The 22166-nt window shown below is 35.8% G+C and carries 27 protein-coding genes and 2 pseudogenes; 15 read left to right on the top strand and 14 right to left on the bottom strand.

The window, feature by feature from the left end:
- Window positions 1-45 precede the first annotated feature (45 nt).
- Entirely contained in the window at window positions 46-540 is a 495-nt protein-coding gene (locus tag P3L44_RS10270) for a MarR family winged helix-turn-helix transcriptional regulator (protein ID WP_272662375.1), read from the bottom strand.
- A gap of 84 nt (window positions 541-624) precedes the next feature.
- Here P3L44_RS10270 and P3L44_RS10265 point away from each other — a divergent pair, with 84 nt between their 5' ends.
- From P3L44_RS10265 to P3L44_RS10250, 4 genes are all read left to right on the top strand, one after another.
- Window positions 625-1497, top strand: a complete 873-nt coding sequence (locus P3L44_RS10265) for an EamA family transporter (protein ID WP_140172167.1) — start codon at window positions 625-627, stop codon at window positions 1495-1497.
- A gap of 116 nt (window positions 1498-1613) precedes the next feature.
- The gene (gene alkB, locus P3L44_RS10260; RefSeq protein WP_140172168.1) at window positions 1614-2249 is read left to right on the top strand and encodes a DNA oxidative demethylase AlkB; all 636 of its coding nucleotides are present in this window, start codon (window positions 1614-1616) and stop codon (window positions 2247-2249) included.
- A 194-nt stretch (window positions 2250-2443) separates the two neighbouring features.
- On the top strand, window positions 2444-3469 hold the full coding sequence (locus P3L44_RS10255; RefSeq protein WP_140172169.1) for a threonine aldolase family protein: 1026 nt from the start codon (window positions 2444-2446) through the stop codon (window positions 3467-3469).
- Between the two features lie 102 nt (window positions 3470-3571).
- Complete coding sequence (locus P3L44_RS10250) at window positions 3572-4327, top strand: DUF4184 family protein (protein WP_272662373.1); 756 nt, start codon at window positions 3572-3574, stop codon at window positions 4325-4327.
- Here the strand turns inward: P3L44_RS10250 and P3L44_RS10245 are convergent.
- Entirely contained in the window at window positions 4324-4911 is a 588-nt protein-coding gene (locus P3L44_RS10245) for a TetR/AcrR family transcriptional regulator (RefSeq protein WP_110591728.1), read from the bottom strand. The two genes, P3L44_RS10250 and P3L44_RS10245, sit on opposite strands and share 4 nt — an antisense overlap.
- A 111-nt stretch (window positions 4912-5022) precedes the next feature.
- On the opposite strand from P3L44_RS10245, the gene P3L44_RS10240 reads away from it, so the two are divergent.
- The 4 genes and pseudogenes from P3L44_RS10240 (at window position 5023) to P3L44_RS10225 (ending at window position 8098) form a co-directional block, all read left to right on the top strand.
- A complete protein-coding gene (locus tag P3L44_RS10240; protein ID WP_272662371.1) occupies window positions 5023-6240 on the top strand; it encodes an MFS transporter in 1218 nt (405 codons plus the stop codon).
- Between the two features lie 64 nt (window positions 6241-6304).
- Window positions 6305-6796: a GNAT family N-acetyltransferase gene (locus tag P3L44_RS10235; protein WP_272662370.1), complete on the top strand. Its 492-nt coding sequence runs from the start codon at window positions 6305-6307 to the stop codon at window positions 6794-6796.
- Between the two features lie 78 nt (window positions 6797-6874).
- Window positions 6875-7339: a YaiI/YqxD family protein gene (locus P3L44_RS10230; protein WP_004254330.1), complete on the top strand. Its 465-nt coding sequence runs from the start codon at window positions 6875-6877 to the stop codon at window positions 7337-7339.
- Between the two features lie 105 nt (window positions 7340-7444).
- Window positions 7445-8098 (top strand): annotated as a pseudogene (locus P3L44_RS10225) (LysE family transporter).
- A gap of 85 nt (window positions 8099-8183) precedes the next feature.
- Here the strand turns inward: P3L44_RS10225 and mnmH are convergent.
- Window positions 8184-9275, bottom strand: coding sequence for a tRNA 2-selenouridine(34) synthase MnmH (gene mnmH / locus P3L44_RS10220; protein WP_272662368.1), 1092 nt, complete (start codon window positions 9273-9275; stop codon window positions 8184-8186).
- A gap of 156 nt (window positions 9276-9431) precedes the next feature.
- Here mnmH and P3L44_RS10215 point away from each other — a divergent pair, with 156 nt between their 5' ends.
- Entirely contained in the window at window positions 9432-9695 is a 264-nt protein-coding gene (locus tag P3L44_RS10215) for a DUF3811 domain-containing protein (protein WP_094960556.1), read from the top strand.
- Between the two features lie 286 nt (window positions 9696-9981).
- Here the strand turns inward: P3L44_RS10215 and P3L44_RS10210 are convergent, their stop codons facing one another.
- Window positions 9982-10173, bottom strand: a complete 192-nt coding sequence (locus tag P3L44_RS10210; RefSeq protein ID WP_272662367.1) for a hypothetical protein — start codon at window positions 10171-10173, stop codon at window positions 9982-9984.
- A gap of 43 nt (window positions 10174-10216) precedes the next feature.
- On the opposite strand from P3L44_RS10210, the gene P3L44_RS10205 reads away from it, so the two are divergent.
- Window positions 10217-10450, top strand: coding sequence for a HigA family addiction module antitoxin (locus P3L44_RS10205; protein ID WP_272662366.1), 234 nt, complete (start codon window positions 10217-10219; stop codon window positions 10448-10450).
- A gap of 362 nt (window positions 10451-10812) precedes the next feature.
- Here P3L44_RS10205 and P3L44_RS10200 read toward each other — a convergent pair whose 3' ends face one another.
- The 7 genes and pseudogenes from P3L44_RS10200 to P3L44_RS10170 form a co-directional block, all read right to left on the bottom strand.
- Window positions 10813-12132, bottom strand: a complete 1320-nt coding sequence (locus P3L44_RS10200) for a secretin N-terminal domain-containing protein (protein WP_272662365.1) — start codon at window positions 12130-12132, stop codon at window positions 10813-10815.
- A complete protein-coding gene (locus P3L44_RS10195; RefSeq protein WP_272662364.1) occupies window positions 12113-13144 on the bottom strand; it encodes a zonular occludens toxin domain-containing protein in 1032 nt (343 codons plus the stop codon). The genes P3L44_RS10200 and P3L44_RS10195 overlap by 20 nt, the downstream gene beginning before the upstream one ends.
- Before the next feature lie 210 nt (window positions 13145-13354).
- Window positions 13355-13693 carry a hypothetical protein gene (locus tag P3L44_RS10190; protein WP_272662363.1) on the bottom strand — a complete coding sequence of 113 codons (339 nt, stop codon included), beginning with the start codon at window positions 13691-13693 and terminating at the stop codon, window positions 13355-13357.
- A 12-nt stretch (window positions 13694-13705) separates the two neighbouring features.
- A complete protein-coding gene (locus P3L44_RS10185; RefSeq protein ID WP_272662361.1) occupies window positions 13706-15370 on the bottom strand; it encodes a hypothetical protein in 1665 nt (554 codons plus the stop codon).
- A gap of 46 nt (window positions 15371-15416) precedes the next feature.
- A complete protein-coding gene (locus tag P3L44_RS10180) occupies window positions 15417-15647 on the bottom strand; it encodes a major coat protein (RefSeq protein ID WP_272662360.1) in 231 nt (76 codons plus the stop codon).
- 248 nt (window positions 15648-15895) lie between these two features.
- Window positions 15896-16164, bottom strand: a pseudogene (locus P3L44_RS10175) (single-stranded DNA-binding protein).
- Window positions 16165-16214: 50 nt separating this feature from the next.
- A complete protein-coding gene (locus P3L44_RS10170) occupies window positions 16215-17330 on the bottom strand; it encodes a phage/plasmid replication protein (protein ID WP_272662358.1) in 1116 nt (371 codons plus the stop codon).
- Window positions 17331-17471: 141 nt separating this feature from the next.
- On the opposite strand from P3L44_RS10170, the gene P3L44_RS10165 reads away from it, so the two are divergent.
- The 4 genes from P3L44_RS10165 to P3L44_RS10150 all read left to right on the top strand — a co-directional run bounded on the left by P3L44_RS10165 (window position 17472) and on the right by P3L44_RS10150 (window position 19114).
- Window positions 17472-17711 carry a hypothetical protein gene (locus tag P3L44_RS10165; protein ID WP_316928238.1) on the top strand — a complete coding sequence of 80 codons (240 nt, stop codon included), beginning with the start codon at window positions 17472-17474 and terminating at the stop codon, window positions 17709-17711.
- 87 nt (window positions 17712-17798) lie between these two features.
- Window positions 17799-18140 (top strand): hypothetical protein, encoded by a 342-nt coding sequence (locus tag P3L44_RS10160; RefSeq protein WP_272662354.1) that lies wholly within the window; start codon window positions 17799-17801, stop codon window positions 18138-18140.
- Between the two features lie 29 nt (window positions 18141-18169).
- A complete protein-coding gene (locus P3L44_RS10155) occupies window positions 18170-18556 on the top strand; it encodes a hypothetical protein (RefSeq protein WP_272662353.1) in 387 nt (128 codons plus the stop codon).
- Between the two features lie 126 nt (window positions 18557-18682).
- Window positions 18683-19114, top strand: coding sequence for a hypothetical protein (locus tag P3L44_RS10150; RefSeq protein WP_272662352.1), 432 nt, complete (start codon window positions 18683-18685; stop codon window positions 19112-19114).
- 328 nt (window positions 19115-19442) lie between these two features.
- Here P3L44_RS10150 and P3L44_RS10145 read toward each other — a convergent pair whose 3' ends face one another.
- A complete protein-coding gene (locus P3L44_RS10145) occupies window positions 19443-19634 on the bottom strand; it encodes a hypothetical protein (RefSeq protein WP_272662367.1) in 192 nt (63 codons plus the stop codon).
- A gap of 43 nt (window positions 19635-19677) precedes the next feature.
- On the opposite strand from P3L44_RS10145, the gene P3L44_RS10140 reads away from it, so the two are divergent.
- Window positions 19678-19911, top strand: coding sequence for a HigA family addiction module antitoxin (locus P3L44_RS10140; protein WP_272662366.1), 234 nt, complete (start codon window positions 19678-19680; stop codon window positions 19909-19911).
- Window positions 19912-20272: 361 nt separating this feature from the next.
- Here the strand turns inward: P3L44_RS10140 and P3L44_RS10135 are convergent, their stop codons facing one another.
- Both P3L44_RS10135 and P3L44_RS10130 read right to left on the bottom strand, forming a co-directional pair.
- Window positions 20273-21592 (bottom strand): secretin N-terminal domain-containing protein, encoded by a 1320-nt coding sequence (locus P3L44_RS10135; RefSeq protein WP_272662365.1) that lies wholly within the window; start codon window positions 21590-21592, stop codon window positions 20273-20275.
- A complete protein-coding gene (locus P3L44_RS10130) occupies window positions 21573-22166 on the bottom strand; it encodes a hypothetical protein (RefSeq protein ID WP_316928237.1) in 594 nt (197 codons plus the stop codon). Before P3L44_RS10130 ends, P3L44_RS10135 begins: the two co-directional genes overlap by 20 nt.

Here is a 22166-nt window from a genome sequence, read left to right as displayed (position 1 = left end):
ATAAGAGGGAGTAAGATCACTCCCTCATTATGCATCAACAGCGTGTTATTTCTCATTAGACTCAAATGACGCTAAGAATGTCCGCAGTAACTGATCTAATGCTTGTTGCTCTTGTTGCGATAATTTAGCGACGAGACGGGCTTGGTTTTGTGTATGTACTTCAATAAGTTGGTTGATTAATGTTAACCCTTCGGTTGTTAACGAAACCAAAAAACCGCGACCATCATCAGGATTGGCATGGCGGATGACTAAGCCGGCTTTTTCCAATTGGTCTATTCGATTAGTCATGGTCCCCGATGTGACCATCAATGTCGATAGCATTTCCCCCGGGCTCAGCGTATAAGGGGACCCTGCTCGGCGCAATGTCGCAAGCACATCAAAGCTTGAGCGGTTAAGGCCAAATTGTGTGAAAACCTTTTCCATTTCACGAGTTAAGTGAAACGCGATGTTACCCAACCGACCAATTAACCCCATTGGGCTAATATCGAGGTCAGGGCGTTCTCTTTCCCACTGTTGAGTGATTTTATCTATTCTATCCATAGGCAAATAATGGCGCTTATTTATCTTGACGTCAAGGTAAAGTCCACATATCTTGATGTCAAGATAAATTAAGAGAGTAAAAATATGAATCGTATAACGGTTTTAGGGCTGACCGCATTAGCACCGATCGTGTGGGGGAGCACATACTTAGTGACAACAGAAATGTTACCCGCAGGGATACCATTAACATTGGCGGTGTTGCGCGCATTACCAGCAGGCTTGCTACTGATATTCATTTTACGAAAGCTTCCTGAAGGTATTTGGTGGTTACGTGTGATGATATTGGGAGTTTTAAATTTTTCGTTGTTTTGGTGGTTATTGTTTATTGCTGCATATCGCTTACCCGGTGGTGTGGCTGCAACGGTTGGTGCTGTACAGCCATTAATTGTTTTATTTTTAAGTCGTTGGTTGTTAAATAACCGTTTATCATCGGTATCCATTATGGCATCAATTGCAGGGGTCTTCGGGGTGGCGATATTACTCTTAACACCGAATGCCGCTTTAGATCCGCTAGGCATTATTGCGGGGTTAGCTGGTGCATTATCAATGGCTGCAGGAACCGTATTGAGTCGCCGGTGGCAGCCACCTGTCAGTGCATTAACCTTTACATCATGGCAATTAACCGCGGGTGGGCTAGTATTATTACCGTTTGCCATTATCTTTGAGCCAGCGTTACCAACATTGAGTTCATTGAATTTAATTGGGTTAGGGTATCTAACACTGATTGGTGGGGCATTAACTTATGCCTTATGGTTCCGTGGACTTGCCATATTAGGCCCAAGTTCCGTTGCTTCGCTTGGTTTTTTAAGCCCCGTCAGTGCGGTGGTTCTAGGGTGGCTTTATCTCAACCAACAACTGAGTATCTTGCAATTCGTTGGCATGGTCGTCATTTTGCTCAGTGTGTGGGCGAGTCAGCGAGCGGAAACACGAAAAGTGACTTTAGCTTATAAACGTTAAAGTCAACCCTATAGGCTGCTCATTACTGGTAAGTTGTTCATTGAATGTAATGAACAACTTTTTCCTGTGTTAATATCCATTAGAACATTCGCGCGGCCTATAAATGAGTGTCTAATATGTTATTTCCTGATGAAGATAATATCGTACAAATTGCACCAGAGGCTTTTTTACTCAAAGGTTTTTTACTGGGGCAAAGTGATGCATTATTGCAGCTATTAAGCAACGTTATTGCTGCTAACCCATTAAGGCATATGGCAACACCTAATGGTTATCAAATGTCGGCAGCAATGACTAACTGCGGTGAGTGGGGTTGGGTAAGCGATGAGAAGGGATATCGCTATAGTAAACGTGACCCTGTCACTAATGAACTATGGCAACCTATGCCTATTCCATTTGTTCAATTGGCTATTTCCGCAGCGAGCGCTGCTGGCTTTGACCATTTTATCCCAGATGCCTGTTTGATTAACCGCTATGCAGTTGGCGCTGCAATGTCATTGCACCAAGACAAAAACGAATCAGACTTCACTCAGCCAATTGCCTCTTTTTCTTTAGGATTATCAGCCATGTTTGATTTTGGTGGGGTAACGCGAGAAGCGCCAAAAATTGCAGTTTATTTAGAACATGGGGATGTCTTGGTATGGGGAGGTCAGTCGCGGTTAAATTATCATGGAGTACGTCGTGTTAAATCAGGTGTACACCCATTGTTAGGGCCTTACCGCTACAACTTGACGTTTAGGCGTTCTCAACCCTAAATTCGTCTTTTACAATATACCAACTTATCAATTAAATAGACCATGAATGACTTAATATTTCATCTCAGTAGATTAAAAAATATTAATCGTTAAATTTGGTATTTATATAGAAAAAATATCATTGAATAATAAATTGGATACACCTATAAATGATGATTATAAATTAATGTAACTAGGTATTGGTAGGTAAGTAAATGTATAGCTTTTTAAATGATTATAATGAGATAGCTCACCCTGCAGTTATGCAGACTTTAAATGATTTATCAGGGAAACGTTTTAAAGGTTATGGCACTGATGAGGTTTGTAGCAGGGTCGCGGCTCAAATTAGATTAAGAATTGGCCAACCTAGTGCGGATGTTCATTTCTTTAATGGCGGTACAATTACTAACCTGACAACGATTTCTCATGTATTGCGACCTCACCAAGCGGTGATCACCGTGGAGAGTGGCCATATCGCAGTCCACGAAACGGGGGCAATTGAAGCGACAGGCCATAAAGTCATTACCATTAATTCTCCATCAGGTAAATTAACCCCCGCACATATTACTAAAGTGTTATCTGAGCACGGTGATGAACATACTGTCCAGCCTAAGCTTGTTTATATCAGTAATTCAACCGAAATTGGCACTGTTTACCGTAAACAAGAGCTAGTTGCGCTACGCGAGATTTGTGATGCCCATAACTTGTTATTATTTATGGATGGTGCTCGCTTGTCTTCTGGTTTAATGTCGAAATATAGTGATTTAACCATTGAAGATGTTGCGCAGTTAACTGATATTTTTTATATCGGTGGAACGAAAATAGGCGCATTAACTGGGGAGATCTTAGTGATTGTAAACCCTGCATTGCAATCAGATTTCCGTTTTAGTATTAAGCAAAAAGGAGGGCTACAAGCAAAAGGTTGGCTACTCGCGGCCCAGTTCGAACCACTGTTTAATGATGATTTGTATTTTAAATTGGGAAGTCATCTTAATGAGATGGCATCACAATTAGCTTCATTTTTTGCCGAAAAGGGATTCCAGTTTCTTGCGCCCGTAGAATCAAACCAAGTTTTTGTTATTTTCCCCAATGCATTGGCGAATAAATTATTAACGCACTACCAGTTAAGCTTAATTTGTCAGCCGACACCGGAAACCACCTGCATTCGCTTTTGTACCTCATGGTCAACAACTCAGCAAGATGTAGACAAATTAAAGCAGACTTTCCAAGCTTTATTTTAGGTAATTATCATCCCAATAAATATTTCCGATATTTCGCCTATATTTATTGGGTTTTATTTATCATGATGGTGGCATATTGATGACATTAATGAGCAATTTGGCATGCCTTGGACTTTTTCCCATCCTGCAGTCGTTTTTCCGATAAAACAAAGTCGATTTGGGCATTTTTTAAGCTTACCTGCCTTAATTTTAGGTAGCCTAAGCCCAGATCTATTTTATTCAATGATGTGGTACTCGGCAGCCACTACGGCTCATGACTTGATAGGCTGGTTATATACTGGCTTACCATTATGTTTACTCATCACTATTTCTGTACAAAAAAGTGTTTTTTATCTCCACTATGCTGTGCCATTTCCCTTGAAAAACAGGAGCGTAGGTTCATTTCGACAATTTTGTATTGTCGTGCTTTCCTTTTATATCGGTGCGGCAAGTCATATTATCTGGGATGCTTTTACTCATCAGTCAGGGGCTTTTGTTCGGCACGCTGAGTTTTTGCAGCTTGTCGTATTTAACATGACGGATAGCCAAGAAATTGCTATTTATAAATTACTGCAACACCTTGGCTCTTTATTGGGAGCGTTGTACTTGTTGATAAAATACACGCAGTACTACCGTCGGCAATCTGCAATTCAGCAGCAAGAGTATGCGAAAAAGTTAATGGTATTACTCAAGATTGCCATTGTTTCAGGATGTATTTCCTTACCATTTGCCTATAAATTAGCCATGAAAGGGGATGTGCTTAGTTTCAATCGCTTTGTATATTTAGAGCTAACACTGCTAGTTCCTGTTTTTTTTACAGCAAGTATATTGTTTGCACTGATAAAATATCAGCGCCAGCGAAAGGCCACGCAAAGTTAGCCTTTTGTGAGTAATAACCCTGATAGCATAATATCGATGGCAGCGATACTTTTCTTTAATCGCTGTTGACTATCACCTTGTGAAATCCAATATGCGGCTTCTGCGAGACCGCCATTAATTAAAAAAGCCAATGCATGGGTATCAATATCTTTAATAATGCCTTTTTTGGCAAGATCATAAAGTAAGCGTTCAATCTGTTCGGTACACTGTAAGTTTGATTTAGCTAAAAAATCGCCTAATACAGCTTTCGCGTCACGCAAAATAATTTGTTGGTATTCGGGCTCTAATGCCATTTCTAAGTAAGCATGACAGCGTTGACAGAAACTGTTCCATAAGTCTTCAGTATGGCGAGTAATTCCTTGTAACCGTGCGTTCATTTGTGAGTCGATTTGCTCAACAACGGCAGTAAATAAGCCTTGTTTGTCGCCAAAGTGGTGGTAAAGGGCACCGCGTGTGAGATTAACGCTTGCTGCAATTTCATCCATTGAAGTTTCTGCATAACCAAGTCGGCTAAAGTGCTCTCGTGCTGTAGTTAGCAAATTTGCACGTGTTTCCGCCATTTGCGCTTGTGTTCTTCTTGCCATTAAAAACCTCTTACATACATGGCGTATAATTATTTACATTCAATGTGTATGATTATATCATAATTATACATACGTATCGTATGTATAATTAAATTTCATTTTGGAGTTCATATGATAGGTCGCTATCAGCAGTTATTTCAGGCAAAAGAAAACCAGCACTTTGTGATAGCAGGGTTATTGGCACGTTTAGCGTTACCAATGATGGGGATCGGGATCATTACCCTGTTAGCACAATTGAAAGGAAGCTATACCTTGGCAGGGCTTGTTTCTGCCACCTTTGTATTAACTTATGCGTTGCTATCTCCGCAAGTCTCCCGCTTAGTGGATAAATTTGGTCAATTTCGCGTCTTGCCGGTGGTAACTGCTGTCAGTGTACTCGGTGTTTTTATTATCATCATCACTACGTGGTTATCATTACCCGATATCGGCTTATTTATCGGGGCACTGTTAACGGGAGCAATGCCAAGTATGTCTGCCATGGTAAGGGCAAGGTGGACAGCACAGTATAAAGATCAGCCCATATTACAAACGGCGTATTCATTAGAAACCGTATTTGATGATACCACTTTTATTGTTGGCCCACCGTTATCTGTCGGGATCAGTGTTGCTTTATTTCCTCAAGCGGGTTTACTGGTTGCAGCGATTCTACTCGCTGTGGGGATGGCATTGTTTATTTCACAACGCAGCACTGAGCCTAAAGTAGTTGTATCTGATCATCTTGTAATGCCGAATAAATCAATTATTTCAATGGTTGGATTGCAGTTATTGACTGTGTTGATGATTGCTCTAGGTGTGATTGTCGGGAGTGTGGATATTTTGAGTGTTACTTTAGCTCAATTACAACAGCAACCCGCGATGGCCAGTTTAGTGCTGTCGGCCTACGCAGTCGGTTCATGTGCAATGGGGATCGTCTTTGGCGGGCTAACTTTTAACACACCATTATCACGCTTATTATTTCTTAGTGGCCTGATGACATTTCTTTCTATTGTGCCAATGTGGTGGGTCGTCGGGGTTTATTCTCTATCTGTGGTGGTGTTTATTTCCGGGTTGTTCTTTGCACCGACGATGATCATTGCTATGACATTAGTTGAGAAAATTGTTCCACAAAATAAATTGACAGAAGGAATGACCTGGTTACTCGCAGGGTTAAATATTGGCGTTGCTATTGGCGCGATGTTAACGGGTAAAATGGTGGATACTTATGGCCCTTATGCCGGTTATGCTGTTGCGATATCTGGTGGTATTTTCGTTTTAATTTCAACATGGTTGAGTTACTTACGCGATAAAACCCAACAAAAAGTAGCAGTTGAATGCGAAAATGGCCATTAAAAACAACGAAAAAATAAACCATGTAGTGATAAAATCATAAAAAATAATTTAATGAGGTAACCTAATGCACTCTCCAGTATTTCGAGCGGTCACACTCGGTGATGTTGACTCCTGTTATGCGATTGAAGTCGAATCCTATGAAGGGGATGAAGCGGCGACAAGAGAAAAAATAGCCACGCGTATCCAACAATATCCAGACGGTTTTTTATGTATGGAATTAGCTGGAGAAGTAGTTGGTTTTATTAATGCGGGTTGTGCATGGGATGTTGTGATGTCTGATGAGGAATTTAAAGAACTCATTGGACATGACCCAAAAGCACCGAATGTCGTTATTATGTCAGTGGTCGTGCATCCCAAATATCAAGGTAAAGGTTATTCGTCTTTACTGATGAAAACATTTATTAACTCCATGAAGGAGAAGAGTAAAGAAACAATTCATCTTATGTGCAAAGAACGCCATATTGACCTGTATAAGCATTTTGGCTACCAATATGTTAAACCGTCAGAATCCGATCATGGTGGAATGACGTGGCATGAAATGGTGATGAAATTGTAAAATGTATTTTCTTAAGCCTGTGATTTTGTTGTCTGGTATCATATCTCATTATATATAATCACTATTTGGGAAATCATAATGATAATTTGGGTAGATGCGGATGCATGTCCAAAAGTAATTAAAGAGGTTTTATACCGTGCAGCAGATAGAGAAAAAGTGCAAATAACATTTGTTGCAAACCAGCGTTTAACGGTACCTCCGTCACCTTTTTTAAAAACCTTACAGGTACCTGCAGGGTTTGATGTAGCTGATAATGAAATTGTGTTGCGAGCCCAAAAAGATGATTTAGTGATCACCGCAGATATCCCATTGGCCGCAGAGGTTATAGAAAAGGGCGCAAATGCATTAAACCCTCGAGGAGAACGCTATAGCGAAGCTACCATTCGTGAGCGTCTTAATATTCGTGACTTTATGGATACGATGAGAGCCAGTGGTATCCAAACGGGTGGGCCTGCAAGTTTAAACCAGAAAGACAGGCAGCAATTTGCTAATGAATTAGATAAATGGTTGTTGCAACGTAAAAAATCATTAGCGTCATCATAAGCCAGCACATTTTCTGATTTAAGCTCAGAAAATGTGCATAGTAAAACAGAATTACTCTCTATGCCGTGACTATAATGGTTAACCTTAAATTTTTGAAGAAAAATAATGGATCCATTACACAGCATTATCATCACGCTATTCTTATTTATACTGACCTTTTTTAATCCTGGGGCAAATTTGTTTATTGTGGTGCAAACCACATTAAGCTCAGGTAAAAAAGCGGGGTTAACCTGTGGCTATGGCGTGGTATTAGGCAATGCCATTTATTCAGGTCTCGGTTTATTTGGTTTAGTCACATAAATGGCGGAGTTCGGCTCATTATTCTCACTCATTAAGATTCTGGGTGGTTTATATTTACTTTATTACGCAGTGAGTGTTTTCAATAACAAAACACAACTCAATCTGTCCACCGAAAATACCATGGAAAGTTTTCCATCAGGTGTCTACTTTAGGCGGGGTTTGATTTCTGATTTATCAAACCCACAAACCGTTTTATTTTTTATGAGTATTTTTTCAACGACTATTTCCCCATCAACACCATTATGGACTAAGTTAGTTATTTGGATGGGAATTGTTATTGCATCACTAATTTGGCGGATAATTTTATGCCAAACATTCTCTTTAACCTCTGTGCGTAGAACTTATTCACGCGTTCATAAAGTTGTCGGCAAAGGCGTCGGGCTAATTCTTGGAGGATTGGCTACAAGGTTGATTTACCAAGGGGTTAGCGAGCTGGTAGTAAAAAAATCACCATTCTAGGTTTTATGATCATGTTCAAGCCATTACGATATAAAATAGCCTCAGACTCCATACGATGAGGCTATTTGTGGTGAAAGAAAATGCATCATTGTTGATTAGTTAGCCAATGTTCAACTTCTTTATAATTACCACGGAAAATGATGCGATGCTGCTTTTTACTTAATTGATAGCAATACATTGGGTCATAGTATTCATTCAACAATGTAATTAACCACGAAAAATGTGTTTGGGTATCACCGGTTGTTTTTTGGTCTGCTAAAGCAAGATCAAGTAAATGGGTTAATTCGATTGTCCGCTGTGAGCCTAAACGTTTGCGAATGGCTAATAGGCCATGGTGCAGATAGTCACTATATTCCTGCCAGCCTCGCTCAAAACCAAAAGTTGCTAAAAAATCTTGCGTCATACGATCAAAATATTCATATTTTAAACGCTCAAGACGTAGCTCAAAGGGGTCTTCAATAATAGCGATTGGCGCTTTTTCCATTTGTGTGCGTAGTTCAAGAGGTAGGCTATTTGCACCAATGGCACGTCCCTCATCTTCCAGTACCCAATGTTGACAGTATTGGGCTTTCTTCAATAAAGCGACCGCTAAGTAATTTTCAAACGTGGCTTGGGAGTGTTGTTGTTGTAATGTACGGCCAAAAGAAGAACCTCGGTGATGTGCGAGACCTTCTAAATCAATTCCATTCGCGAGTTGATGGACTAAAGTGGTTTTACCATTACCGGTACAGCCGCCCACTAAAACGATAGGCCGCTGAACCAGCTCATTGACGGCATCAATTGCAGTTTGTCGCAATGCTTTATAACCACCGTTAATAAGAGGGTATTCAATTCCCACCTCTTTTAGCCACGATTGCACGATATGGGAGCGCATTCCACCACGCGCACAGCAAATATAACCATGGGTATTTTGTTGGCAGGCTTCTTTCCACGCTGTGATCCGCGCAATTTTAATATCACCACTGACAAGTTGGTGGCCTAACTCAACGGCTTTAGTAGAACCTTGTTGTTTATAGCATGTACCAACGGCAGCACGTTCATCATCATTCATCAACGGAAGGTTAATTGCATTAGGCATCGACCCTTGTTGAAATTCGATAGGAGCTCTGACATCGATGAGTGGTGTGTCAGTAGTTAAGATTTGGCGAATATTTTGCGAAGACGAGGTTAATTCCATAATAACAGCGAGATTCTTTAAAGTTGCAATGAGGTTACTATACTCTTAATCCTATTGCTTGGCATTAATGTTAGGCTTAAAACAATGGTTAGTGTTTTATTGCCTAATAATGATATATTGTTGTTAGGTATTTTAATATGAGTAAGGGGTAATACAATGAAGATGTTAACGATTCAAGAAATGACCGAAACTCAAAAAATCCAAGTGCGTACAAGGCTTGCTCAAGAAAGGAAAAAACTTGGCCGTGAATTAACAAATTCCGAGCAGAGCAAAGTAAGAAAACAAATCATTACCGAAATATCTCAAGAAGTCGAAAAACAAGCGAAAAAATTACGCGCAGAAAAGAAAAAAGATAAGTTAGTTCCCAGCGATACAAGTTACAGTTGGTCTTCTCAAAATCATAAAAGAGGGTATCGCTAATTTTTAATCAGATATCTATTTTTGAGTCTAATAAGCCACGTTCCATATTAGTAGATAAGGAGACGCATTCAGAAATTGGATTGATATTACCAGTAAAGATGGAAAGGTTTTAGATGCCAAGGATACATTTGTGAAGATTAAGTTATTCAATTTTTAAAATAGGCTATCGGACCGATAGGGATGAAGATGTGTACTTGGAGTAAGCCATGTTATGGCATTTATTGAGTCACTATATTCTATTTAACATAATATGCATTATGCGAACCTAAACGTAAAATGAGGCATTCTAGTGTACTGAGTGGAATCGTGTTGGCTTATCGTCTGGTTTCCGACGTGCTTTTTTACGTAAAATCATATCTAACTCAGATTTTTGATTCGCTAACGCTGCCTCCCTAGATAACGGCAAGTCGTTTAACTTTGCACTAACCAGCAATGTAGATAAAAATAACTTATTATGTTTTATGCGTTTTCTTTTCATTTCCCAATCCTGTTATTATGCCTATCAAATGGAGAGCTACACAATGCAAATGCATAACCCGCCACACGTTGGCGAACTCATCAATGAAGCCTTAATGGAATCTAATATTGACCTCGCCACATTTGCCAACATGTTGAATGCTGAACTGTCTTTTACTCAACAACTCGTTAATGGTCAAATAAAAATTAATATCGAACTGGCTGAAAAACTATCATCAATACTTGGAAGCTCAACAAAATTTTGGTTGAATATTCAAAGTAATTACAACGACTTTTAATTCTGTCTTTTGGGGGAAGCTTGAATAAGTTGCTATAACTTTCTTTTGTCTTCGACCATCAAACAATTTTATTGTTGAAAGTTATATCAAAAAATGGTCTAACAGGAGGCGCAAGCGCGGTTCCTAGCTACTTGATAAGTCCCCTCGTTTTATCGGCGAATAAAAGATTGCATAACATGATGCTAATGAGTGTCGCCTTACATGCCCTAAAGGGCATCAAAATTGATAACATTCAAGATGAAATATAGTATTAATATGGTCAATTCGTTTTAAAGGTAGCATACCGTCCGCTCACGCAGACAGCACGCCACCTTTAAAACGACAATTAACAATATAAGATAAATAATTTTAATCTTATTATTTCAAATAGATGAAATCACTCGGGCGCGAATAAGTATATACATCGTATTTTCTGTTTCTGATTCAGAGGTAGAATCAAACATCCAACCAATAAGAGGTATAGAAGAAGCTCCAGGTGTGGAATCTTTTTGATTTATAGCGTTATGCTGAATTAACCCACCAATTAATAAAGTATCTCCATCTTTTAACTGCACAGTTGTTTTTATTGTCCTCTCATTCAATATGATATCTGATGCTGATGTAATATTTGAAATAGACCCTGAATTAGACGAAATATCAAGCATGATTGAGCCATCACCAAGAACGACAGGAGTCACTTTTAAATTAACGCCAACATCACGCCTAGAAATTGTTTGAAAAGGATTTTTAGCATCAACGCCCTGTCCTACCAACTTACCTGTAACAATAGGAACGTTCTGTCCTGAAGAGATATATCCTTCAGAACCAGATAACGTAAGAATTCGAGGAACAGAAAGAATTTTAGAATCTTGCTCACCTTCAACGGCAGTTAATGCAAGCGAAAGAATATTACCAGAAAAAATGCCAAACGCCCCACCTTTTGAAGTTAGCGTGTCGGTTAATGAAGAGGTGTTTATACCCCCTGCTATTTTTGAATCAGTACGTTTGCCAGCCGCAAATGAAAAATCAAAAGAACTTCCCTTGCCAACTTCAAACATTATCGCCTCGATAAGAACTTGGCTGTTTCTAACATCAATATCATGAATAAACGACTCAATATTATCAAAGTTTCCTTTTACTGATGTCACTATTAGCGAATTTGATGCAGTATCCAATACAACGGAAGAACCTGACGTTGGTAATGATTTCAAAAAAATATCAACTACTGGCAATGCTGATTTTGCTGTGATTTTATTAAATTTAAACAACTTAGTGTCTAATTCTAACAGTTTGGGTGTAGCTGCTATTGGGTAATCAAGTAAAGTATCAAAAGATGACCCATCATGTTGATTATTCTGATTCCATTCATCTTGAACGATTTCAGAATCGTTAGATAGCTTAGATAAATCAATTGATGGATTGGGTTTTATTATTAATGGATTACCACTGATTACTTCATAACCTCTTGAAGCCATTACTGAAAGAAAAAAGGAGTCCAAATTTGAAGCGTCGATATCTGAATTATATATTGTGATTCGGTCATCAAATTTAGCAGGTAAAATAACGCCTTTTCCAGATAATTGAGCATACCAGTTTACGAAGTCTGCAATAGGGGCATTGCTCATCTCAATGGTTTGAGATAAAGATAACGAGCTAAATAACAAAGTAAAAGAGATGATGATTTTATTTGCAAGTGATTTCATAAATAACCCCCTTTTCTATCAAACTAGCCTTACATGGCGAGACAGACGAGATTTCAATACCTGATTTTTGTAAATCGGAACTTGAAAATAATTTATTATCAGATGAAAATGTATAGCGGTAATTATTCCCATGTTTAAAATATGATTCTATTTTTAAATTACTTAAGCTATTTTGAAGATTAGTATCTTTTTGACTAAAGTATTTACTATAAAAATATTGAGAAACTAAACAGATAGCAATACCTAAAAGAATAAGATAAAGCCTTTTTGAACGCTTAAAATATATTTTTGTTAATCTCATAATAAAAGATAATCCAAATTTAACCTTAGATCCTGAATAATAACTAGGCGGAAGAAGAGAATAAGCCCCATGATTATAAAAATCAGAAAATTGCTGTTTAGTATCATAAGCCGCATACAAAGGAGACCCCTGATAAATCCACTTATCAACAGTTAGAGAAGTAGGAGAATCACCATATTTAACAATCGATACGTGTATTTTTGGTAAAGAAAAAGCGCCAAAGGTAATAAGTTTAAGAATGCCATGTATAAAGGGAAGTCTTAATCTATCCAACCTACGGCAATAAACAACATGCTCCGCAAACATCAAACGAGATTGTTTATCAACAACATGTAGATTTTGAACAAGAAAAATAACATCCCATCCTAATTTTCTAGCATGAGCTATCCAATTAATTAAATCCTGTCTATTTTTATCAGCCCATGACCTAGAGTTAAACCACGTTCCACACTCATCAAGAACGAGAAGACCATTTAAAGATTCATCATAAGTAGAATTACCACGACCAATGCATTCTAAATCAAAAGAAGATGGCTTATCAGGAACACGAATTAAATTTACATTTTTAGCATAATAACCAAACATGCCAGTAAGTGAAATATTAAGATTTGTAGCAACCTTTCTACCTTTCATAAGGTAATCTTTTATCTTATAAACAGCAGATAAAGTTTTTCCTGAACCTAATTTACCTGTCACAAAATAAACAGCCATATACCCCCCACTAATAAACAAACATAAAATAAAAATAAACAGAAAGAATAGAGCTAACAAAAATAAATAATAAAATCACAGCTTTAAAAACGGCAGCGGCTATTGTGGAAAATTCAGAGTCGATTAAAGACAAGCCTTTAAAAAAGATAGATAAAATAAGAAGAAAAAAAGATGATTGGATTAATTTAATAAAAATTTCACTGACCATAATTAAAATGCTCCTAAAGCCATAGCTAAACGATGTTTCCAAGAAAGAACAAGTGAAAGAACGTAATTAGAAACAATAATATAAATACATGTTTCGAAATTCTCAGGGATAAAAACAGATAAAGTATTAATAAAAGGTGATATATAAGATATAGAGGTATAAATCCAATCAACAAGATTAGATATAAAACCACCAAAAGTATATTTGACAACAGCATAAGTAATAACAAAACCAGCAATATATTTTATGATTTTGAAAAGAAATGAAGCAGCAACAAATATACGCCAAGCATTAAAAAGCCATGTGATAATTGCGGGAATCCAAGCTAAAAGTAAAGGCATGATATTTACCGATTAATTTTTTGAAGGTTCTGGTTTTAATGCATTAATGGTACTGGTAAAAGAAAACCAAACCGTATAAAAAAACAAAACATAATAAAAAACCATCCTTATTTTTTCAATAACAACACAATCAATGACCATTTCATAAGGAAAACCCTCGAATATATAAATAGGTTCACAAACCTTATATTTAGGAAGAATGTCAAAAATAGAATTTGAAAACCTATCGATACCGAATAAACTTGTGAAAGTACCATAAGATTTAAAGTCACCACCAAAATTAATTTCAGATGAATTTACACCGCCATCAATTTTGTTAGCAATGTTAGAAAGCTGTAAATCAGATGGCAAACCAGAAGTAAATCCTGATAACTGTTCAGAATATGTATTAGAAAAAGAATTAACAAAATTAGAATTAGCAGAAGAAGATGCTATTGAAGAATATAACGAATACTCATGAGTATTTCTATAGCCCATTTCAGAAGAAAAAGCAGACTTATTATCTAATACAGGAGAAAAAGTAGAACCAAAAATAGAATCAAAAGAACCAATCCATTCTTGATGTGTTTTTTCTTCAGGTCTCAAATAACGTTCAATTTTCGCAATGTTACCATCAATATTCTGCAATCTTCTATCCATAGATGTAGCTGAATCTTTAATAGAAGAAGTGTCAGAAGAAATACTATAAGTATTAGAAGATATATTGCTAGTGTTCTTTGAAATATTAGTTGTATTATTACTAATAACATTACTATTCTTAGAAATATTATTAGTATTTTGATTGATAGATTTATTTTCGGATAAAATATTCTTTAAAACACCGGAATACTCACCGTTACCGCCACCTTCATTGCCGCCACCTTCATTGCCGCCACCTTCATTGCCGCCACTTTCATTACCGCCGCCTTCATTACCGCCGCCTTCACAGCCATTAGGGTCAGTACAACCTCCCTCACCTTGACCATAAATATAACTATCACTTGAAGATAAATCAGCAGCACCGATAGGAGCCCAGTCAGCTAAAACACGATAAGGATTTTCAAATTTAAAAATTGAATCACCAACATCGGTATACTCACAGCCATTATCAGCATTCTGAAAGAAATAATTTTTACCATCAAAAGAAGGAAATGCAACAGAAGTATTATAAAGAGTCGGCTGGCTTTCACAGTACTTATCCATAGAACCGCCCTCTATAGATGGGCAACCAGAAGTTTTATCTAAATTATTACGTGAATAAACTTTTTCTTGAGGACAAAAAAAAGCACGATAAGTAACAATAAATTTAACTGAATTAACTTTGTCTTTATAAGTGTATTCACTCTTATCCTCGACCCAATCAACAATACATTTAAATTTATTGTCATATTTAACAGATAAAGCAGGAGGAATAGAACCAGGAATCCTAGTAGGTAAAGTAATTAAATCCTCTGTACGCTTGCGAGTACTAATGCTATTAAAAGATGTCCCATCATAACATTGAGAGGCTCTATAAGATTCCTGTGGATAATCAACTGACATAGTCATAGACCAATAACCAGTATCTGGATCAAAAGGAGAAACAGAGTAATTAACAGCTTCGGATGTTGTGCCCCAAGTTACGTTATATTCTTTTATAACCGAAAGAGAAGAAAAAGAGGTAAGTAAAAGAAAATAAAGTAAATATTTAAATTTCATGAAAACCTCTAAAATAGAAGTGGGGCAAGAGCCCCACAATAAAAAATTAAACTTTTGATGTGCCTTTTTTAAATAACTTAACTGCAATCCAACCAGTTGCAACTAAAGCAATAACAGGCCAAAGAAGATTAAGCATTTCTGTGGCAGTTGAACCGATGCCAGTAATTGCATCTTTTGCCGCTTGAGGAATAGCCGAATCACCATCAGCAGCAAAAACAGAAGGAGATAATGAAAGAACAGAAAGAGTTATTAAAGAGTACTTCAGTTTTTTTAACATAAAAATTACCTTATACAATTTCACGAGTTAATCGGTCGAAATAACCGAATAGAAAACCAGAAGCAAAACCTGAAGTAACCAAAACCGAACATAAAGAAATTAATTCAACCATAATTACCTCGGAGCAGTTAAGCGACCAGCAATAAATGACAATAAAAAAAGAACAAAAGAGAGTGAAACGTAAATAAAATCTATTAATTCAATAATGAACTGTTGTTCAAGCATCACTCTCTCCTAAAATAGAGAAATCATTTATTAATAGGTATCAATATGATTTTACCAACTCTAATTTTTTGAAAATCACCTACATATAAACTAGATTCATGTAATTCATATAATCCAGCAGGATAAGGTGATTGACCTGAGTCTAAATTGAATTTAAATAACTGTGGATAATCGCCACCAAGAAAAAATATGCAGACTGCTCATTTATTGTAAATGGTTTACCATCACGCTTGGATACTCCAGAGCGGCTATCTACAATTGCTTGGTTAGGTTTTATTTCAATTTTTATCATTATACAATCCTATTAATTTTAAAAAAAACATTATATTGACAACATACTAATTATGCAGCGTAAAGGAATCTTGGCTTATAATACCAATCAGGAACGATACAGTCAGATATTAAAACTTCTCTTCTATTTTTAACAAAAACAGGGCTAAATTTTGAAATGTCACAACGCTGTGCAATATCAATTCCAATTTTTCGGAGTCTAGCTCTATGTGTTTTAACTTGAGATTTATTGAAGTCAAATGAATGACCGTGCATCCATTGAATTGCATACATTGCAGTGGTATTTGCAGAGCGAGTGGTTTCTACAACCCCTTCATTAACAAGATGCTCACTAATAGTGTCAAAATCCATAGCAGTCACCGACAGTTTATTATCTAAATTAATAAATTCATTATGAAGTGTTTTTAATACACTATAGTCACTTAATCCCCAGTAGTTTAATTTTTTCTTTTGCAAAAATCGGGATTTCAACTTTTGTTCAAATCTAACCACGCCATTTTTTTTACAATAATCTATAACTTTATTTAAATAATTTAATTCTTGTGAGTTTTCACCAAATTTGTTTTTTATCTTAGATAAAGAATGAAGAATTAGTTCATTTCCCTTATTGTAAACAGTTGGATAAATTAAATGTGCATTTCCTTGTTTTGAGAGCCAATCTACTGACTTTCCATTACTATGTAATCTAGGCAAGCTATTACGATAAGAAAGAGTAGATAACCCTGAAATATAATGGTCTTCATTATCTTCACCAACAGAACGATTTGATGTTATATGCAATTCTTTAATTATTGCACCATCAGAAATAACTCTAACCTTTTCATTGTCTTTAGTTTGCAAGTGAAATCGACGAGTACATTTAGTAAAAACTGGTAATCCTAAGCTGGTAAGAACATGATTATAAACAGTAACGCAAGAATCGATCGTTTCTAATCCAAATAAATTATCTAACCTTCCCCATTTTGATGGGTTGCCGGATACTTTTAATAATGAACCTCTTATAGAGATCGATAATTGGTCACAAAAAGATCCTTTATGTGAAAATGTAGGTTGGCTCAAAGATGATGCTTCCCCACTATCAATATGAATTCTTTGATAAGCAACATCACTAAGAATCGGCAATTGAATGCCGAAATCTTGCTCTATTGTTAACCAATCAAAGAACATAAAGCACCTTTTGAACTAATGAACTCATGAACACAGTGAAAATAATATAACACTATTTAACTCATGAGTTCAATACCTCATTAATGAAATGAGTTCATGAGGTATATAATGAAAAACTTAATAAGGTAATGAGGTCATGTCATGTCTAAAAGAGCCACTTATAACGTAACAGAGAGTAGGAAAATCAAGCTAGAAAGGCTGGCAATAAATGCTAGTGTAAAGCTTGAAAGAACAGTCACATGGACGGAGCTTCTAACATATAAATTGATAATCATTCAAAAGAATTATCAGAAGATTTCATTGAAAATGAAATTGCGAAAAAAAGAAATTGATAAACTGAAAGTAGTAGTAGAGATAAAAATCACCCTAAGCAAAACATAAAAGTACGGGAAACCATACTAAAGTTCGGGTGTCACTGAACCCCGAACCGCTTTGCGGTATACATTAACATCAAAAAAGGAGTATAAAATGCTTAATTCATTCTATAGTGCTAATGGTTTATATGAACACCTACGAGCTTTTTACATGGATTCCTTCCCGCATGCGAGAGAATACAAGTGTATATTTTTTCTGAATTTTTTATTGCGTAGCGAAAAATGTAGCGGAATATTACACGATGAAGATGGAAAGTTAGTCTTTATAGAAAAAGAACGCCACTGGATAAATGCATATTTTAATGACCCTGAATTTTTAGCCACAATTGCAGAGGATAGTAATGCCTTTAATCATTGGCTACTCGAGGAAGGTTATATTAGAGGTGGGGTTGCTACTAAATTATTGGTTAACTCAACATCACTATATAAACCATAACTAATTGATTAAAATGGAAATAATCAGATATGAAAAATAATGAATTTGACGTTAATAGGGTGTACGGAATTATTAAATCATATTATGTTGATAAAATGCCACACCCAACTGATTTCTCAGCTATTGATGCAATTAATATCTTCATTAAGAGATATTTCAATAGTGATTCTTACTTAGAAAAAATAGATAATGAAACATACAAATACCACGGTGTAACTGAAATGCCCACAGATGATTGGGACGCATTAGTTTATATGTATACTCAAAGAGAAATAGATTTTTTTCAAAATGAAAAGAATATATTAGACTTAGTTTCAGACGTCATTGAGCTGCAGAAATGGTTAGTATCTGAAAATTATATTTCAAAGGATGGTGTGATAAAAGGAAAAATGGTAGACAATTTAAATTTAGTTTAAAAATAAGTGTGCTGAAAATCATTACATTAAATATTTAAATTTTTATTTCAAAATAATAAAAGCTGACAAGAGGTTATTAACCCATAAAATTAAAACTATTGAAATGAAAAATATAAAGGATAAGAAATGAGTAATAGAAAAATAAAAAAAGAAAAGAACATACTGAAAGACGTAAGGATAAAAATACCAGAAAATTCAACGCACTATGCGCTATTTAACCTTAAATTAAAATCATATATATCAATAGAGTATATGATAACTTGTGAAGAGGATGTAAAGTACACTAATGACCTAAATAAAGCCTATATAACTGAGGAGATATGTGATGGAGTTATGGATATTATAGAATTAGATATAGAAAAAAAAGATGATGAATTATATTCATTATGTTTCATACCAGTTATTGGAACAATATTAGGGGTAATAGTAGACTCAAGTGAATTAAAGGAAATCAACGACATAACAGATAATAAGGTTGGTAATTTGGCTATTGCCATGATAACAAAACAAATAAACCAATTAGAAAGAATTGAAGCGCTACAAGAAAAATTAACATGACATTTTTGTAATGAACTATTAATTTAATGTAAATGTGGTTTTTTATATCATAAACTAATGGTTTTGCAATGAAATAAATTATTTATATTAATTGGAGAAATAAAATGGAACTAAGTAAAGGAATTTTATTAATTTTCGGACTAATTATTGTATGTGCTTATTTGGGAATATATAAGAAATAAAATGGGTTCGCATAATGCGCTCTATGTCTAAAGACGAACCTTCCCGATTGCGGTAAACCCCAACCCCATTCTACCGCAATCGCTCAGAACCCTTTTTAACATAGCGACATATCTATTATGCGAACCTAAACGTAAAATGAGGCATTCTAGTGTACTGAGTGGAATCGTGTTGGCTTATCGTCTGGTTTCCGACGTGCTTTTTTACGTAAAATCATATCTAACTCAGATTTTTGATTCGCTAACGCTGCCTCCCTAGATAACGGCAAGTCGTTTAACTTTGCACTAACCAGCAATGTAGATAAAAATAACTTATTATGTTTTATGCGTTTTCTTTTCATTTCCCAATCCTGTTATTATGCCTATCAAATGGAGAGCTACACAATGCAAATGCATAACCCGCCACACGTTGGCGAACTCATCAATGAAGCCTTAATGGAATCTAATATTGACCTCGCCACATTTGCCAACATGTTGAATGCTGAACTGTCTTTTACTCAACAACTCGTTAATGGTCAAATAAAAATTAATATCGAACTGGCTGAAAAACTATCATCAATACTTGGAAGCTCAACAAAATTTTGGTTGAATATTCAAAGTAATTACAACGACTTTTAATTCTGTCTTTTGGGGGAAGCTTGAATAAGTTGCTATAACTTTCTTTTGTCTTCGACCATCAAACAATTTTATTGTTGAAAGTTATATCAAAAAATGGTCTAACAGGAGGCGCAAGCGCGGTTCCTAGCTACTTGATAAGTCCCCTCGTTTTATCGGCGAATAAAAGATTGCATAACATGATGCTAATGAGTGTCGCCTTACATGCCCTAAAGGGCATCAAAATTGATAACATTCAAGATGAAATAGTATTAATATGGTCAATTCGTTTTAAAGGTAGCATACCGTCCGCTCACGCAGACAGCACGCCACCTTTAAAACGACAATTAACAATATAAGATAAATAATTTTAATCTTATATATTTCAAATAGATGAAATCACTCGGGCGCGAATAAGTATATACATCGTATTTTCTGTTTCTGATTCAGAGGTAGAATCAAACATCCAACCAATAAGAGGTATAGAAGAAGCTCCAGGTGTGGAATCTTTTTGATTTATAGCGTTATGCTGAATTAACCCACCAATTAATAAAGTATCTCCATCTTTTAACTGCACAGTTGTTTTTATTGTCCTCTCATTCAATATGATATCTGATGCTGATGTAATATTTGAAATAGACCCTGAATTAGACGAAATATCAAGCATGATTGAGCCATCACCAAGAACGACAGGAGTCACTTTTAAATTAACGCCAACATCACGCCTAGAAATTGTTTGAAAAGGATTTTTAGCATCAACGCCCTGTCCTACCAACTTACCTGTAACAATAGGAACGTTCTGTCCTGAAGAGATATATCCTTCAGAACCAGATAACGTAAGAATTCGAGGAACAGAAAGAATTTTAGAATCTTGCTCACCTTCAACGGCAGTTAATGCAAGCGAAAGAATATTACCAGAAAAAATGCCAAACGCCCCACCTTTTGAAGTTAGCGTGTCGGTTAATGAAGAGGTGTTTATACCCCCTGCTATTTTTGAATCAGTACGTTTGCCAGCCGCAAATGAAAAATCAAAAGAACTTCCCTTGCCAACTTCAAACATTATCGCCTCGATAAGAACTTGGCTGTTTCTAACATCAATATCATGAATAAACGACTCAATATTATCAAAGTTTCCTTTTACTGATGTCACTATTAGCGAATTTGATGCAGTATCCAATACAACGGAAGAACCTGACGTTGGTAATGATTTCAAAAAAATATCAACTACTGGCAATGCTGATTTTGCTGTGATTTTATTAAATTTAAACAACTTAGTGTCTAATTCTAACAGTTTGGGTGTAGCTGCTATTGGGTAATCAAGTAAAGTATCAAAAGATGACCCATCATGTTGATTATTCTGATTCCATTCATCTTGAACGATTTCAGAATCGTTAGATAGCTTAGATAAATCAATTGATGGATTGGGTTTTATTATTAATGGATTACCACTGATTACTTCATAACCTCTTGAAGCCATTACTGAAAGAAAAAAGGAGTCCAAATTTGAAGCGTCGATATCTGAATTATATATTGTGATTCGGTCATCAAATTTAGCAGGTAAAATAACGCCTTTTCCAGATAATTGAGCATACCAGTTTACGAAGTCTGCAATAGGGGCATTGCTCATCTCAATGGTTTGAGATAAAGATAACGAGCTAAATAACAAAGTAAAAGAGATGATGATTTTATTTGCAAGTGATTTCATAAATAACCCCCTTTTCTATCAAACTAGCCTTACATGGCGAGACAGACGAGATTTCAATACCTGATTTTTGTAAATCGGAACTTGAAAATAATTTATTATCAGATGAAAATGTATAGCGGTAATTATTCCCATGTTTAAAATATGATTCTATTTTTAAATTACTTAAGCTATTTTGAAGATTAGTATCTTTTTGACTAAAGTATTTACTATAAAAATATTGAGAAACTAAACAGATAGCAATACCTAAAAGAATAAGATAAAGCCTTTTTGAACGCTTAAAATATATTTTTGTTAATCTCATAATAAAAGATAATCCAAATTTAACCTTAGATCCTGAATAATAACTAGGCGGAAGAAGAGAATAAGCCCCATGATTATAAAAATCAGAAAATTGCTGTTTAGTATCATAAGCCGCATACAAAGGAGACCCCTGATAAATCCACTTATCAACAGTTAGAGAAGTAGGAGAATCACCATATTTAACAATCGATACGTGTATTTTTGGTAAAGAAAAAGCGCCAAAGGTAATAAGTTTAAGAATGCCATGTATAAAGGGAAGTCTTAATCTATCCAA

The organism is Providencia sp. PROV175 (assembly GCF_032707045.1).
GTDB lineage: Bacteria > Pseudomonadota > Gammaproteobacteria > Enterobacterales > Enterobacteriaceae > Providencia > Providencia hangzhouensis.
This window is presented reverse-complemented; position numbering and strand designations above follow the sequence as displayed.

Coding starts and splice junctions, on each gene's coding strand:
- P3L44_RS10270 (WP_272662375.1), bottom strand. CDS start 540: ATGGATAGAATAGATAAAATCACTCAACAGTGGGAAAGAGAACGCCCT.
- P3L44_RS10265 (WP_140172167.1), top strand. CDS start 625: ATGAATCGTATAACGGTTTTAGGGCTGACCGCATTAGCACCGATCGTG.
- alkB (WP_140172168.1), top strand. CDS start 1,614: ATGTTATTTCCTGATGAAGATAATATCGTACAAATTGCACCAGAGGCT.
- P3L44_RS10255 (WP_140172169.1), top strand. CDS start 2,444: ATGTATAGCTTTTTAAATGATTATAATGAGATAGCTCACCCTGCAGTT.
- P3L44_RS10250 (WP_272662373.1), top strand. CDS start 3,572: ATGCCTTGGACTTTTTCCCATCCTGCAGTCGTTTTTCCGATAAAACAA.
- P3L44_RS10245 (WP_110591728.1), bottom strand. CDS start 4,911: ATGGCAAGAAGAACACAAGCGCAAATGGCGGAAACACGTGCAAATTTG.
- P3L44_RS10240 (WP_272662371.1), top strand. CDS start 5,023: ATGATAGGTCGCTATCAGCAGTTATTTCAGGCAAAAGAAAACCAGCAC.
- P3L44_RS10235 (WP_272662370.1), top strand. CDS start 6,305: ATGCACTCTCCAGTATTTCGAGCGGTCACACTCGGTGATGTTGACTCC.
- P3L44_RS10230 (WP_004254330.1), top strand. CDS start 6,875: ATGATAATTTGGGTAGATGCGGATGCATGTCCAAAAGTAATTAAAGAG.
- mnmH (WP_272662368.1), bottom strand. CDS start 9,275: ATGGAATTAACCTCGTCTTCGCAAAATATTCGCCAAATCTTAACTACT.
- P3L44_RS10215 (WP_094960556.1), top strand. CDS start 9,432: ATGAAGATGTTAACGATTCAAGAAATGACCGAAACTCAAAAAATCCAA.
- P3L44_RS10210 (WP_272662367.1), bottom strand. CDS start 10,173: ATGAAAAGAAAACGCATAAAACATAATAAGTTATTTTTATCTACATTG.
- P3L44_RS10205 (WP_272662366.1), top strand. CDS start 10,217: ATGCAAATGCATAACCCGCCACACGTTGGCGAACTCATCAATGAAGCC.
- P3L44_RS10200 (WP_272662365.1), bottom strand. CDS start 12,132: ATGAAATCACTTGCAAATAAAATCATCATCTCTTTTACTTTGTTATTT.
- P3L44_RS10195 (WP_272662364.1), bottom strand. CDS start 13,144: ATGGCTGTTTATTTTGTGACAGGTAAATTAGGTTCAGGAAAAACTTTA.
- P3L44_RS10190 (WP_272662363.1), bottom strand. CDS start 13,693: ATGCCTTTACTTTTAGCTTGGATTCCCGCAATTATCACATGGCTTTTT.
- P3L44_RS10185 (WP_272662361.1), bottom strand. CDS start 15,370: ATGAAATTTAAATATTTACTTTATTTTCTTTTACTTACCTCTTTTTCT.
- P3L44_RS10180 (WP_272662360.1), bottom strand. CDS start 15,647: ATGTTAAAAAAACTGAAGTACTCTTTAATAACTCTTTCTGTTCTTTCA.
- P3L44_RS10170 (WP_272662358.1), bottom strand. CDS start 17,330: ATGTTCTTTGATTGGTTAACAATAGAGCAAGATTTCGGCATTCAATTG.
- P3L44_RS10165 (WP_316928238.1), top strand. CDS start 17,472: ATGTCTAAAAGAGCCACTTATAACGTAACAGAGAGTAGGAAAATCAAG.
- P3L44_RS10160 (WP_272662354.1), top strand. CDS start 17,799: ATGCTTAATTCATTCTATAGTGCTAATGGTTTATATGAACACCTACGA.
- P3L44_RS10155 (WP_272662353.1), top strand. CDS start 18,170: ATGAAAAATAATGAATTTGACGTTAATAGGGTGTACGGAATTATTAAA.
- P3L44_RS10150 (WP_272662352.1), top strand. CDS start 18,683: ATGAGTAATAGAAAAATAAAAAAAGAAAAGAACATACTGAAAGACGTA.
- P3L44_RS10145 (WP_272662367.1), bottom strand. CDS start 19,634: ATGAAAAGAAAACGCATAAAACATAATAAGTTATTTTTATCTACATTG.
- P3L44_RS10140 (WP_272662366.1), top strand. CDS start 19,678: ATGCAAATGCATAACCCGCCACACGTTGGCGAACTCATCAATGAAGCC.
- P3L44_RS10135 (WP_272662365.1), bottom strand. CDS start 21,592: ATGAAATCACTTGCAAATAAAATCATCATCTCTTTTACTTTGTTATTT.